The 13,807-nt window shown below is 71.4% G+C and carries 12 protein-coding genes; 7 read left to right on the forward strand and 5 right to left on the reverse strand.

The genetic code is table 11. The features are described from left to right. The first annotated feature begins 7 nt into the window (after window positions 1–7). The 5 genes from ACWEIJ_RS25095 (at window position 8) to ACWEIJ_RS25115 (ending at window position 4,088) form a co-directional block, all read left to right on the forward strand. The gene (locus ACWEIJ_RS25095; RefSeq protein WP_449839668.1) at window positions 8–1,243 is read left to right on the forward strand and encodes a cytochrome P450; all 1,236 of its coding nucleotides are present in this window, start codon (window positions 8–10) and stop codon (window positions 1,241–1,243) included. Continuing rightward, complete coding sequence (locus ACWEIJ_RS25100) at window positions 1,240–1,473, forward strand: ferredoxin (RefSeq protein ID WP_449839669.1); 234 nt, start codon at window positions 1,240–1,242, stop codon at window positions 1,471–1,473. The genes ACWEIJ_RS25095 and ACWEIJ_RS25100 overlap by 4 nt, the downstream gene beginning before the upstream one ends. 24 nt (window positions 1,474–1,497) lie before the next feature. Beyond that, window positions 1,498–2,688: a cytochrome P450 gene (locus ACWEIJ_RS25105; RefSeq protein ID WP_449839670.1), complete on the forward strand. Its 1,191-nt coding sequence runs from the start codon at window positions 1,498–1,500 to the stop codon at window positions 2,686–2,688. A 68-nt stretch (window positions 2,689–2,756) separates the two neighbouring features. Next, window positions 2,757–3,641 carry a TIGR03620 family F420-dependent LLM class oxidoreductase gene (locus tag ACWEIJ_RS25110; protein ID WP_449839671.1) on the forward strand — a complete coding sequence of 295 codons (885 nt, stop codon included), beginning with the start codon at window positions 2,757–2,759 and terminating at the stop codon, window positions 3,639–3,641. 15 nt (window positions 3,642–3,656) lie between these two features. Further along, on the forward strand, window positions 3,657–4,088 hold the full coding sequence (locus ACWEIJ_RS25115) for a nuclear transport factor 2 family protein (RefSeq protein ID WP_449839672.1): 432 nt from the start codon (window positions 3,657–3,659) through the stop codon (window positions 4,086–4,088). Between the two features lie 115 nt (window positions 4,089–4,203). On the opposite strand, the gene ACWEIJ_RS25120 is transcribed toward ACWEIJ_RS25115, so the two are convergent. The 3 genes from ACWEIJ_RS25120 to ACWEIJ_RS25130 form a co-directional block, all read right to left on the reverse strand. Further along, window positions 4,204–5,631, reverse strand: coding sequence for an FAD-dependent monooxygenase (locus ACWEIJ_RS25120; RefSeq protein WP_449839673.1), 1,428 nt, complete (start codon window positions 5,629–5,631; stop codon window positions 4,204–4,206). Between the two features lie 101 nt (window positions 5,632–5,732). Further along, the gene (locus ACWEIJ_RS25125) at window positions 5,733–7,172 is read right to left on the reverse strand and encodes an MFS transporter (protein ID WP_449839674.1); all 1,440 of its coding nucleotides are present in this window, start codon (window positions 7,170–7,172) and stop codon (window positions 5,733–5,735) included. Between the two features lie 131 nt (window positions 7,173–7,303). Continuing rightward, entirely contained in the window at window positions 7,304–8,761 is a 1,458-nt protein-coding gene (locus ACWEIJ_RS25130) for an FAD-dependent monooxygenase (protein ID WP_449839675.1), read from the reverse strand. Window positions 8,762–8,898: 137 nt separating this feature from the next. On the opposite strand from ACWEIJ_RS25130, the gene ACWEIJ_RS25135 reads away from it, so the two are divergent. Then, on the forward strand, window positions 8,899–9,486 hold the full coding sequence (locus tag ACWEIJ_RS25135; RefSeq protein WP_449839676.1) for a TetR/AcrR family transcriptional regulator: 588 nt from the start codon (window positions 8,899–8,901) through the stop codon (window positions 9,484–9,486). Here the strand turns inward: ACWEIJ_RS25135 and ACWEIJ_RS25140 are convergent. Both ACWEIJ_RS25140 and ACWEIJ_RS25145 read right to left on the reverse strand, forming a co-directional pair. Then, on the reverse strand, window positions 9,483–9,881 hold the full coding sequence (locus tag ACWEIJ_RS25140) for a VOC family protein (protein ID WP_449839677.1): 399 nt from the start codon (window positions 9,879–9,881) through the stop codon (window positions 9,483–9,485). The two genes, ACWEIJ_RS25135 and ACWEIJ_RS25140, sit on opposite strands and share 4 nt — an antisense overlap. A gap of 27 nt (window positions 9,882–9,908) precedes the next feature. Further along, on the reverse strand, window positions 9,909–12,656 hold the full coding sequence (locus tag ACWEIJ_RS25145; RefSeq protein ID WP_449839678.1) for an AAA family ATPase: 2,748 nt from the start codon (window positions 12,654–12,656) through the stop codon (window positions 9,909–9,911). Window positions 12,657–13,090: 434 nt separating this feature from the next. Here ACWEIJ_RS25145 and ACWEIJ_RS25150 point away from each other — a divergent pair, with 434 nt between their 5' ends. Further along, the gene (locus ACWEIJ_RS25150; protein ID WP_449839679.1) at window positions 13,091–13,786 is read left to right on the forward strand and encodes an AfsR/SARP family transcriptional regulator; all 696 of its coding nucleotides are present in this window, start codon (window positions 13,091–13,093) and stop codon (window positions 13,784–13,786) included. Window positions 13,787–13,807: the final 21 nt, after the last annotated feature.

A 13,807-nucleotide genomic window follows, 5' to 3' on the forward strand; every position in this document is an offset into this window, starting at 1 on the left:
CCGTCGCATGGCGGAGAAGGTGGACCACGGCAGGCTCGAACCACCCGGCACGGCCGGCGAGCTGGCCCGCCGGTGGAGCGTCTACCAGCCGTGGCTGCAGCGCGACCCGGTCACGCCGTGGAACCGGATGCGCGAGGGCTCGCCGCCGATCGTGCGGTCGGAGGAACTGGGCGGGTTCTGGATCCTCACGCGCTACGAGGACATCGAGTGGGCCGCGAAGAACCCGGAGATCTTCTCCAGCGCCCAGATCGGCATCCCGCACCGGGACATCTTCGAGACCAAGCAGATCCCGATCCAGCTCGACGGCGACGAGCACCGCATGTGGCGGCAGACGTTGTCGGTGCTGTTCAACCCGTCGGTGGTGAACCACTTCGCGCCGCTGATCCGCGAGGCCACCGTCGAGGCGATCGAGCGCGTGGTGCCGAAGGGACGCTGCGAGTTCATCGAGGAGATCGCGGTCACGCTGCCCGCGGAGACGTTCCTGATCACGTTCGGCATCGGCCGGGAGTACCTGCAGCCGTTGCTCGACCACAAGACGTGGCTGCGCAAGGAGGGCATCCCCAACGCCAGGACGGACGCGGACATCCACGCGGCCAACAAGCCGCTGTGGAACTTCTTCCGCGACGCGCTCGCCCGCCGCAGGGCGGAGGGCACCGCGGGCAGGATGGACGTGTTCAGCCGGCTGATCGAGACCAGCTTCGGCGACCGCCCGCTCACCGAGGACGAGATGGTCAACGCGGCGTTCGTGTCGATGCTCGCGGCGCTCGACACCACCACCGCGGCGCTGGGACTCGCGTTCCTGCACCTCGCCGACCACCCGGACGTGCAGGACCAGGTGGTGTCCGCGCCGGACAACGTGCCCGCGATCGTCGAGGAGCTGATCCGCCACGAACCGGTCTCCACGACCGGCCGGGTGGTCACCCGCGACGTCGAACGGCACGGCGTGACCATGCGCGCGGGCGACCGGGTGCTCATGTCGTGGGGCATGTCCGGGCGCGACCCGGAGGTGTTCGAACGGCCCGACGAGGTCGACTTCGGCCGTGACTCGACCCGGCACCTCGGGTTCGGCATCGGCCCGCACCGCTGCCTCGGCATGCACGTGGCCCGCCGGATCATGCGCACCGCCGTCGAGGAGTGGCACGCGCGGGTACCGCGCTACCGGGTCGCGCAGGGCAGCGTGCCCATCCACCACTACTCGCCCGCCCGCGGCATCGCCTCGCTGGAACTGGAGTGGGAGTCGTGACCGCACAACAGCAGACCGGCACGTTCAAGATCAGCGTCGACGGCGACCGGTGCATGGGGCACGCGATGTGCAACGCCCTCTCCCCCGACGTCTACGAGGTCGACGACGACGGCTTCAACGTCATGGGCGAGTTCGAGCTCGGCGAGGACCTGCGTCCGGCCGCGCAGCGCGGCGCCCAGGCCTGCCCGGAACGCGCCATCACCCTCAGCCGCCGCCCGGCAGCTGACTGACCCACCACGAGGACGGCCACACCCATGTCCGACGACCGCTTCCCGTTCCCCGACGGCCCGCTCTCCACCCAGCCGCCCGAGTACGAGCGGCGGCGGGCGGAGTGCCCCGTGTCGGAGGTGACCACGCCGACCGGCGACCGCGCCGTGCTCGTGCTGAAGTACCACGACGTGGAGACGGTCATGCGCGACAGGAGGTTCAGCCGCGACCTCTCCGCACCGGGCACGCCGCGGCTGTGGCCGAGCAACCTGCTCGCCGACGACCCCGACTTCCTGATGAACATGGACGGCGACGACCACCGGCGGCTGCGCCGGATCGTCGCGTCCGCGTTCACCCCGAAGCGGGCGGAGCAGTGGCGGCCGGAGATCGCGCGGATCACCGAGGAGCTGCTCGACCACGTCGACGCGGCGGGCCCGCCGTCGGACCTGATGGCCGACTTCGCCTACCAGCTGCCGGTGCGGATCATCTGCCGCCAGCTCGGCGTGCCGGACGAGGAGGGAGACCGTTTCCAGCACTGGGTCTCCGCGTTCCTGTCCGTGTCGGGCATGAGCATGGCCGAACGGGAGGTGGCGGCGGGCGAGTTCACCGCCTACACCGAGGAGCTGATCGGCAGGCATCGCGAGCACCCCGGTGACGACCTGATCGACCAGATGATCAGCGCGCGGGACGAGCAGGACCGGCTCAGCGAGGCCGAGCTGGTGTCGCTGGTGCGCGGGCTGATCGTCGGCGGCAACGAGACGGTGGCCAACTCGTTGAGCCGCTGCGTGCTCACGCTGCTGACGCACCGGGACCTGTGGGACGACCTGGTGCGCGACCGCTCCGGCCTGCCCGCCGCGGTCGAGGAGCTGCTGCGGGTCAACCCGCCCGGCCGCATCGGTCTGCTGCGCCTGGCCACCGAGGACGTCGAGCTGCCGTCCGGGACGGTGATCAGCGCAGGCCAGGCGGTGATCTCCCCGCTCATCGCCGCCGGGCACGACCCGGAGGTCTTCGCGGAGCCGGACGAGGTGCGGCCGGGCCGTGCGGCTGCGACGCTCCAGTTCGGCGCCGGCGCGCACTTCTGCCTCGGCGTGCACCTCGCACGGGTCGAGCTGCAGGAGGCGCTGAGCGCGCTGATGGACCGGTTCCCGAAGCTGGAGCTCACCGCCGCGCCGGAGGACCTGCCGTGGAACCGCGGCGGCTACGGGATCACGCTCAGCGCGCTTCCCGTGCGCTGGTGATTGCTAAACGGAGACCGTCTCCGTATCCTTGCGTGTGACGGAACCACACGCATCGGAGGAACGCGCGGATGAGCGGCGCACGACTCGACCTCGGCCGCGTCGGGGTGTGGACGAGCCAGTTCGACCAGCACCCCATCGGGACCGCCCGCCGGGCGGCGGCCGAGCTCGAGGAGCTCGGCTGCCCGGCGCTGTGGCTCGGCGAGACCAGCGGCCGGGAGGCTTTCACCCAGGCGGCACTGCTGCTCGGCGCCACCAGCCGGATGCGCATCGCCACCGGCATCGCGACCATCTACGGCCGCGACCCGGTCACCACGGCACAGGCGCAGCGCACGCTCACCGAGGCGCACCCCGGCCGGTTCCTGCTCGGGCTCGGCGTGAGCCACCCGTGGTTCGTCGAGGACATCCGCGGCCACGTGTTCGGGCCGAGGGTGCCGACCATGAGGTCCTATTTGGACAGGATGGACGCCGCGCCGTTCGGACCGCCGGGCACCGGCAAGCAACCCGCCCGCGTGCTCGGCGCGGTGGGGCCGCGCATGCTGAAGCTCGCCGGGGAACGCGCGGACGGCGCCCTGCCGTTCTGCGTGCCGGTCGAGCACACCGCGCTCACGCGGAAGCTGCTGGGGCCCAACGCGTTCCTCGGGGTCGAGCAGGCCGTGTTCCTCACCGGCGACCCCGCCGCCGCCCGTGCCGTCGCACGCGAACACGTCGCCGCGAGCCTGCCCAACCGCGCCGCGGTGTTCCGGCAGCTGGGCTTCGAGATCGCGCTCGACGGACCGGCGGGCGACCGGCTGGCCGACGCGCTGGTCGCCTGGGGCGGGCTGGACGAGATCTCCGTGCGCGTGCAGGCCCATCTCGACGCGGGCGCGGATCACGTGTGCCTGTACGTGATCGGCACGCCGTCCACCGTGCTGCCGCTTCCGCAGTGGCGGGCCCTGGCCCCACTGCTCGGCTGAGTCGAAAGGCCTGACATGAGTGTCGAGAACGTCGAGCGCAACAAGCGGGTCGTGCTGTCGCTGCTGGAGAACTGGCTCGATCCCGACCACTTCGCGGCGGTGACGCACGACGAGCTGGAGTTCGTCGTGGAAGCCGACCCCGAGCACACCCCGTTCGCGGGAACCAAGTCCAAGCAGCACATGATCGAGACCCGCAGGCGGGCGGCCGAGCGCTTTCCCGAGGGCGTCACGATGACCGTGCTGGGTCTGGTCGCCGAGGGCGACCAGGTGGCCGTCCGGGTCGTCGCCGACGGCGCGCTGGCCGGCGAGGAGGGCCGGTACCGCAACCGCGCCCACTTCGCGTTCCAGCTCAGGGACGGCAAGGTGCTCCGGGTGCACGAGTACACCGACACCGCGTACCTCGCCGCCGCGCTGACCGCCACCACGACCCACATCTCCTCCCGCTAGGCCAACTCTCCCCCGGTGTCGCCCGGCGCCAACCCCCACGCGGGCGACCCGCGGAACGCGGCTGCCCACCCTCCACTGCGGACAGGCGGGCGGCCGCGTTCTGGTGTGCTCTCCGTCAGACCACCGGTGCGCCGAACCACGTCTGCAGCGCGGCTCGCAGACCGTCCAGGTCCTGCTCGCCACCGGCGAACGCCACGTGCCCGTCCGGCCGCACGAGCACGACGTCGGCACCGGCGTCGTCCTCGCGCACCACCGCGACCCGGTCCTTCCACCCCGCCGCGGCCTGCGACACGCTCTCGCCGGCGGTGGCGTCGAGGAGCACGCCCCGGCCGTCCGCCAGGCCCCGCACCACGGCCGGCAGGTTCGCGATCCTGGTGCCCAGCAACGGATGCGCGTTCTCCCCCGGCAGGTCGTAGCGGGTGAGCGTGGCGGCCTGCAGCACGTGCCGGTTCGCCGCCTCCAGCCCGAGCACCTCGCCGAACAGCTGCCGCAGCGGGCCGACCCGGTCCAGCGGGTGCATGAGCGCGAGCTGGGCCAGTGCGTGCACGCGCACCCTCTCGCCGACGGCACGGCGTTCGGTGTCGTAGGTGTCGAGCAGGCCTTCCGGTGCCCAGCCGTGGATCTCCGCCGCGAGCTTCCAGCCGAGGTTCACCGCGTCCTGGATGCCCGTGTTGAGCCCCTGCGTGCCCGAGATGAACAGCACGTGCGCGGCGTCGCCCGCGAGCAGCACCCGGCCGGAGCGGTAGGTCTGCGCGACGGAGGTGGGATGACCGAACCGGGAGAGCCACCGCACCTCGCGCAGCTTCGGGCGCCTGCCGGTGAGCCGTTCGATGCTGTCGCGCAGCTCGTCGGCGGTCACCTCCTGCTCGGCGGGCGGCTTGGGCACGCCGAACTCGATGGTCATCAGCCGCAGGCTGCCCGGTTGCAGCGGCAGCGCGCCGAACAGGCCGCCCTCGCGCAGACCCGCGTCGAAGGTCTCGTTGTCGTCGTCGGCGACCACCACGTCGCCGAGCAGGCCGTAGTAGCCGCTTCCGTTGTCCGGCATGGTGATCCCGGCCAGGCTCCGCACGGTGCTGTCCGGACCGTCCGCGCCGACGAGATGGCTTCCGCGCAACGAGTACTCGCCGTCGCCGGCCCGCACGGTGACGGTGACGCCGTCGTCGTCCTGCGCGAGACCCGTGACCTCGTGGCCACGCCTCAGATCCGCGCCGAGCTCGACCGCGCGGTCGCGCAGCACGCCGCGCAGTTTCCACTGCGGCATCGCGAAGGTGTAGTCCTCCTCGCCGACGCTCTCCAGGTCGAGCCAGAAGAACGAGAACGGCGTGCGCGGCCACGGGAAGATGCCCTCCGCGCGGACCCGGCCGGCCAGACCTCTCGTCTCCAGCGTCTGCATCGTGCGGCCGTGCACGGCCATGCCCTGCGAGTGCGGCGGATCGTCCGTGGTGCGTTCGAGCACGACGACGTCGGCTCCGGCGAGCCTGAGCTCGCAGGCCAGCATCAGCCCGGTGGGACCGCCGCCGGCGACGACGACTGGATCGCTCATCGGTGTTACTCCTGCCTGTTCGGTTGGCTGTCCCGCCACCACGGCACGACGACGGCCCGCCCGGTCACCACCGGACGGGCCGCCGTGCGAAGAGCTACCGCCTACGCGGCGGCGGGCTTCTTGGTGCGAATCACGAAGAGCGCGATCAGCAGGGCGAGGCCGCTGAAGATCGCGCTCACCTTGAGCGCGTTGGACACACCCGCGGTGAACGCCACGTGGTCGGCCACGTTGCCCTTCAGCGCGGCGTTGAACACGGTGACCAGGATCGCGAGGCCGAGCGACGCACCGACCTGCTGCATCGCCTGCAGCAGACCGGAAGCAGCGCCCGCGTCCTTCGGCTCGACACCCGCGAGGATGGTCATGTTGAGCGGCATGAACGACAGGCCCACCCCGGCGCCGAACAGGATCGTCGGCCCGAGGACCGACACCCAGTAGCTGCTCGTCGGCGTCAGGAACGACATCCACACGATGGCGGCGGTGACGAGCACCATGCCGGTGATCATGACCGGCCGCGCGCCGTACTTCGGCATCAGCTTCGGCGCCCGCTTGGCCGCGAAGAACAGCACCACGGCCAGCGGGATGAACGCGACACCCGCCATCAGCGGGTTGAGGCCCTGCACGTCCTGCAGGTACTGCAGCAGGAAGAAGAACATGCTCGCCGTCGTGGCGGGCAACAGCAGCATGTTCACGTACGCGGCCGCGCGGTTGCGCACCGAGAACAACCGCAGCGGCATGATCGGCTGGCTCGCCTTGCCCTCGTTGACGAGGAACAGCCCCAGCACCACGACACCCACCACGAACGAGACGATCGTCGTGGTCGCACCCCAGCCGGCGGTCGCGGCCTGGATGAACCCGTACACGAGCGCGGTCATGCCGATCGTGGAGGCCAGCGCGCCCACGAGGTCGAACTTGCCGGGGTGGCGCGGCGGCTCGGCCACGAACTTCGGGGCCAGCAGCACGATCGCGAGTCCGATCGGGACGTTGATGAACATGACCAGCCGCCACGAACCGGCCGCGGTGAGCACACCGGACAGGATGAGGCCCGCCGTCATGCCGAGGCCCGCGACCGTCGAGAAGATGCCGAGCGCCTTGTTGCGCTCGTTGCCCTCCGGGAAGTTCGTGGCGATCAGGGCCAGCGTGCTCGGTGCCGCGAACGCCGCACCGGCGCCCTGCAGCGCGCGGGCGGTGAGCAGCACGGCCGGGGTGGTGGCGAACCCGCCGAGCAGCGAGGCGAGCGTGAACACCGAGACACCCACCACGAACACGCGGCGCCTGCCGAGGATGTCACCGGTGCGGCCGCCGAGCATCAGCAGGCCGCCGAACGCGAGCGTGTAGGAGGTGAGCACCCAGGACAGGTTCGCCGCGTCGAAGTGCAGCGCCTGCTGGATGTTGGGCAGCGCGACGTTCACGATCGTCGCGTCCAGCACGACCAGCAGCTGACAGGCGATGATCACGGCGAGCGCAATGCCCGGCCGGGTGCGAGCGCCGGGCGCGTCCGCCCCCACCCCGGTCGAGGTCTTCGAGGTAGCCGGCGTCGACATACCTTCCCCACTCCTTACCCGACGGCCCCTGACCGGAGTCGAGGACGGTCGAACACAAACGGAGGCTTTCTCCGATTCCTGAGGATACGGAGCCTGTCTCCGGTTGACAAGATGTTTCCTGACCTGTGGTTTCAGGACGCCGTCGGTTCGCCGAACCAGGTCTTGAGCGCCAGCCGCAGCCCTTCGCTGTCGGCACCCGTGCGGTCGGTGAAGACCACGTGCCCGTCCGGGCGCACGAGCACCACGGCCGCGTCCAGCTCGGGCACCGCGCTGATTCCGACGACGTCGACCCGGTCCGCCCAGCCCTCCGCGGTCACCGCCGCCGCCGAGGTGAACAGCACCGCGCGACCCGAGGCCAGCAGGGACGTGCCCGTGGCGCCGCCCTCGGTGACGAAGGAGGGCAACCTGCGGCCCAGCAACGGGTGCGAGTCCTCGCGGCCGGGATAGCTCACCGGGTAGGTGATGCCGATGCCGGTGACCATGTCCGTGACGTACTGGCAGACCGGGGGCAGCCGGAGCAGCTCGGCCATCAGCTCCCGCAACGGCTCGACGCGGTCGAGGGGGTGCATCAACGCGTCCTGGGCGCGGGTGTTCATGCACACCCGCTCACCGATGGGCCTGCGCTCGCTCTCATAGGTGTCGAGCAGGCCTTCCGGTGCCCAGCCGTGGATCTCCGCCGCGAGCTTCCAGCCGAGGTTCAGCGCGTCCTGGATGCCGGTGTTGAGGCCCTGGCCGCTGACCGGCAGGTGGATGTGCGCCGAGTCGCCGGCGAGGAAGATCCGGCCGGCGCGGTAGGAGTCCGCGAGCCTCGTCGCGTTGCCGAAGCGGGACAGCCACCGCACCTCGGCCTGGTCGAGCAGCGGCAGGTCGACGCCGGCGACGCGCTTGATGCTCGCGCGGAACTCCTCCAGCGTCGGCTCGACGTCCCTGCCGGTCTGCTCGACGCCGAACTCGATCGTGGTGACGCGGAAGAGGCCGGGCTGCAGGGGGATCACCGCGAAGAGCCCTGCCGGGTGCAGGGTGGGCGGAATGCGCTCCTTGACGTCCGGGTCGGTGATGACGTCGGCCGTGAGACCGTTCGCGCTGGAGGCGGTGCCGGGGAAGCCGATGCCCGCGAGCTTGCGCACCCGGCTGGCCCCGCCATCGCAGCCGACGAGGTAGCTCGCGCGCAGCTGGTACTCGCCGTCGGGCCCGCGCACGATCACCGTCACGCCGTCGCGGTCCTGCACCGCGTCGACCACCTCGTGCCCGCGCCGGACGTCCGCGCCCATGCCCGTGGCCCGTTCCTCGAGCAGCCGCTCGACGTGCCGCTGCGGCACCAGCAACGGGATCAACGACTCGTCGATCAGGTGCTGCAGCTGCAGCAGCCCGAAGTTGTAGGACTGCACCCGCGGGTAGTCGCGGAACCAGTCGAGTCCCCGCTGGCCGAACACCTCGACCGACCGCGCGTGCAGGGTGAGCGACCGCGAGTACTCGCTCGCCTCCCGCGCCTGCTCCAGCACGATCGGCTGAACTCCGGCGAGGCTGAGCTCGCTCGCGAGCATCAGACCTGTCGGACCCCCGCCCGCGATGACGACTTTCCAGCTCAAGACGACCCTCCCAGCGTGTGCGGCGTGCGGGGGAACTCTGGACGGCGGCGCTGAAGTACGTCTAAACCCGGAGAACGTCCGGGTCCGAGGTACATTCGAGGTGGTGGGCGAAGAAGATCAACGAAAGGCCGTGCGACATGACCACGGGCACCGCGCACAGCGATCCCGCTGAGCGGCCTTTGCGCGCCGACGCACGCCGGAACAGGGCCAAGCTCCTCGGTGTCGCGGCGGAGCTGTTCGCCGCGCACGGCACCGACGCCTCGCTCGACGAGATCGCCAAGCGCGCCGGCGTCGGCCCCGGCACGCTGTACCGCCACTTCCCGACGCGCCAGGACCTGCTCGTGGCGTTGCTGCGCGACCGGGTCGACCTGCTCACCGCGCAGGCGACCGAACTGCTGACGGACTCGTCACCGCGCGAGGCGCTGCACACGTGGTTGCTGGCGGTGGCACGGCACGCGACGACCTACCGCGGCCTGGCGAGCGCGCTGATGGTCGCCGACGACGAGCCGGACGTGCTGGCCGAGGTCCACCAGGCCATGCGGTCGGCGGGAGCCGCGCTCGTGCGGCGGGCGAAGTCCGAAGGCGTGCTGCGCGAGGACGTCGAGGTCGCCGAGGTGTTCCAGATCGTCAACGCCGTCGCGTGGGCCAGCGAGCAGAGCGCGGCCGGCACCGGGCACACGGACCGCCTGCTGACCCTCGTGCTGGACGGCCTGCACCGGCGCTAGCCCTCCGGCGGAAGCGCCGGTTCGAGGACGAGACAGAACGGGTGACCGGCCGGATCCGCGAAGACGCGCCAACTCCGCGTCCCGTCACCCTCGTCGAGCAGTGCGGCGCCGTGCTCGCGGACGGCTTCCTGGGCTCGTTCCAGGTCCTCGACCCCCAGGTCGAGGTGGAACTGCTGGGGCCGGGCGGGATCCGGCCACCGCGGTGGCCGATGGTCTTCGACGCGCTGGAAGGCCAGCACGAGCCCACCGTCGGTGTGGAGCGTCGCCCAGCCGTCGCCGAGCGTCCACCGCGGATCCGGCCGGTTCACCACGCCGCCGAGAAGCGACTGGTAGAACCGGGACAGCTCAGCGACATCGGCACAGTCCAACACCACACACTGCAGCGTCGCGATCACGAAGAGCAGCTTCTCACGCCGCGCCCCTCAGTTCACCGCGGCGATGAAGCGCGCCAGCTCCGCGCGGGAACGCAGGTGCAGCTTGCGGTAGATGCGGGTCAGGTGCACGTCCACGGTGCGCGGGCTGAGGTTGAGCCGGCGCGCGATCTCCCGTGTCGTGGCGCCCTCCCCCGCGATGAGCGCCACCTCGTGCTCTCGGTTGGTCAGCGTGCGCAGCGCGGTGGCCGGCGGGCGTTCCGGTTCCGGCTCCTCCGGGTCTTCCGGCACCACCCTGGTCACGCCCTGCCGCAACGCGAGCGCCTGGCCCTGCCAGAGGAACGCGTTCGCGAGGTGCAGCGCCCCCGACTCCGCGGCGGCCATCGCGCCCAGCAGCAACGCCCGCATCTGGTACGCCACCAGGCCCGCCGGCGCGAAGGTGTCCGCGGCCCGCAGGTACAGCGACACCGCGCCGCTGCAGTCACCTCCGCTGTGCAGCAGGTGCCCCCGCGCGAGCGCTCCCGACCCGCGCTGGGCGGGCAGCGGGAACACGTCCGCCGCGGCCTCGGCGCGTTCGGCCCAGGGCTGCGCGTCCTCACCGCGCCCGATCGCGATCGAGGTGAGCGCCTCGAAGCAGGCGGGTCTCAGGAACGGCGGCAGCTCGGCCAGGTCGGGTCCTCCACCGGCCTCCAGCACCAGCGTCCGGCACCGTTCCGGGTCGCCGTCCGCGCGAACCGCGAACGCCAGCGCCACCATGGCGTCCCGGCTCCAGCAGTGGCCGGGCGACACCTCGGCGACCGCGCGCTCGGCCAGCCACAGCGCCTCCTTGCCGCCCTGCGGTGCCAGGGAGACAGCGCTGAGCGCCTCCGCCGTCAGCGCCAGGCCGAGCACCTCGCTCGCGTCCATCCGGCGCGCGTACTCGGCGGCCTCCGCGGCCAGCGACTTGGCTTCGTCGGCCCGGCCGGTCTGCCGCCGCACCCCGCTCAGCCCGACCAGCAGCAACGGCAGGACGTGCACGCGCCCGGTCCGGCGGGCGAGTTCGAGCCCCCGCTGGAAGTGCCGCTGCGCCGGCTGCAACCAGCACATCAGCAGCTCGGCCCAGCCGAGTATCGCGAGGTACTCCGGATACCTGTGGAGCTGGTCGTCGTTCAAGCCGTCGGCGAGCCGGGCGCACGCCACGACGCCGCGCACGGCCTCGCCGACATCACCCGCGTAGACCTGCCCGAGCGTCTGCAACGCGAGCGCGCCCGTCTCGCCGAGCACGTCCTGGTGCCGCCGCGCGGTGGTCAGGGCCAGGTGCACCGCGTCGGCGTCCGGCACACCGGTCTCGACCAGGCGCGCGAGCCCGCGCGCGATCATCAGCTCCGCCACGTCCGACGGTGCCGTCACCGGCGGCGCTTCGACGGGCAGCCCGAGCACCGCGTCGCGCAACGCCGCGGCCGACATCACCCGCAGCCGCCCCGAGTCCTCGCTGAGCCCGGGGTTGCTCACGATGTCGTCGAGCACCTCGCGGCTGCGCGCGTACTCACCTGCCGCGGCCAGCGCCCGCGCGAGCAGGTCCGCGACCTCGACCAGCTCCGACAGCTCGCCGCCCGCGGCCGCGAGCGCGCGTGAGGCGGCGCTGAGCCACCGCGCGGCCGCGTCCGGTCTCGTGCACATCACCCGTTCCGCGGCTTCGAGCACCGCGCGCACGGTCTCCCGCTCCGGCATGGCCAGCGCCAGCTCGACGTGCCGGTCGACCAGCGCGCAGTCCGCGCCCTGGTCGACGAGGTAGAGGAACGTCCTCAGGTGCGCCCGGCGGCGCAGGCACGGGTCGATCGCGGCATACCTGACATCGGCGACCACCTTGTGCCGGAAGGTGAACCGGTACGTGGGCGACCGCGCGACCGTGCGGATCAGATGGCGCCGGTGCAGGTCGCCGACCGCGTGGCAGACCACGTCCGCGGACAGCCCGGTGACGTGCGCGATGCCGTTCATGGTGAACTCGCCGAACACCGCCGCGGCGTCCGCGACCGCCGCCTCGTGCCGGCCGAGCAACGCCATCTCGGCGTTCAGCACCGCCGCGACCTGTTCGGGGATCTCGCCGTTCGCCAACGCCCTCAGGTACAGCGGGTTGCTCTCGGCCGCGGCGTGCAGGCGAGCCACCTCCGGCGCGGTGACCGGCAGGTCCAGCAGCAGCGCGGCGTCGGTCAGCGCCAGCGGGCCCACGTCGACGCGTTCGACGGTGCCTTCGACCCAGCCGTCCGCGAGCGCCGCCGCCAGCCGGGGCGGCGCCTGGCGGCCGCGGTGCGCGAGCACCAGCAACAGCGGCGCCTCAACGGGTTTGCGCACCAGGTACTCGATCAGCTCGATCGACTCCGGGTCGGCCCAGTGGACGTCGTCGATCAGCACCACCAGGCCTTCGCCCGCCCACGACCGCAACAGCACGCGCACCGCGCGGCGCAGCTCCAGTGCGGCATCGGGCCCGTCGTCGACCGTGCGGTCGATCAGCACGGTGCGGAGGCGATGCGCCAGTGCCGCGGGCAGCGCGTCGAGCGCGTCGACGACCAGGGCGGTGTCGAGCAGGTTCGCGACGGCCTGGAGCGGCACGTCCTTCTCACGCCCGTGGCAGCGTTGCGTGAGCACGGGCAGTCCGCATTCTCTCGCCCGGTTCGCCAACCTGGTGAGCAGGCTGGTCTTGCCACTGCCCGGATCACCGACGAGTTGGACGATCCGCGACCGCCCTGATCTCACATCATCGAGCGCGGACGACAGACGCGACATCTCGGCGGTGCGAATGTCCAGCAATTGTCCGCGCATCAAACCCCCCGATGTGATGCCCCCAGTTACAGTTGTGTGAAATGGGTACTACCGGTCCACCGCGAAGAGAACGACGGCGCCATTGAAACGGCAGCCGATCCCAGTTCCTCGCCGGTCCCCAGCCTCCCCAGGCACAACAACACTTGAACCCTACCAGCATCGCCAGGGGTTCGGTGGCCTGTTCACCACACCGCAGGGCGGACAGGATCATCCGTTACGTCTGGTTTGCGAGGTGCCGCTCCACCGTTCTCACGGACGTATACGTAGTTTCTCTGATGCCACCGCCGCCGCAAAGCGTGCCATAGTCCGAGCAGACACCGACGTCGTCCGATCACGTGCATGAACCATCATGGGGGAATATTTTGCGGTATCGACTGCTGGGACGCGTCACGTTATTGGACCAACACCGGGAATCGGTGATCAGCGCACCGAAGGTGGAATTGCTGTTCGCCGCGCTGGCCATCAGAGCCAACCAGGTCGTGAGTTTCCACCAGCTCACCACCGAGATCTGGGGCGACGACCCTCCCCGCAGGGCGAGCGCCGCCCTGCACGTCTACATCTCCCAGCTCCGCAAGCTCCTGCAACCATCGGAAGGCGGCCCGGCCCCGATCGTCACCCAGGCCCCGGGCTACCTGCTGCACACGACCGGTGAACAGGACTTCAGCACCTTCGACCGCCTGCTCACGAGCGGCCGCGCCCTGCTCGCCCAGTGCCGTCACGCCGAAGCCGAAACCGACCTCACCGCCGCGCTCGAACTCTGGCGCGGCCCCGCCCTCGGCGACGCGCAGGGCAACGGCCCCATCGTCCGCGGCTTCGTCGCGTGGGCCGAAGCCGCTCGCCTTGAGTGCACCGAGCTGCAGATCGACGCCCGCCTCGCACTGGGCTCCCACCGCATGGTGATCGGCGACCTGTACCGCCTGATCTCCGAACACCCGCTGCGCGAAGCCTTCTACCGCCAGCTCATGCTCGCCCTCTACCAGGCGGACCTGCGGGCCGACGCACTGCGCGTCTACCGGTCCGCACGCGCGACCCTCGCCAGCGAGCTCGGCGTGGAACCGTGCCTGCGCCTGCGCCGCCTCCACCAGCAGATCCTGCTGGGCGACCAGTCACACCTCGGCCTGGCGGGCTGACCGGGTCGTCGGCCGCACCGC

The organism is Lentzea sp. NPDC004789, assembly GCF_053601075.1.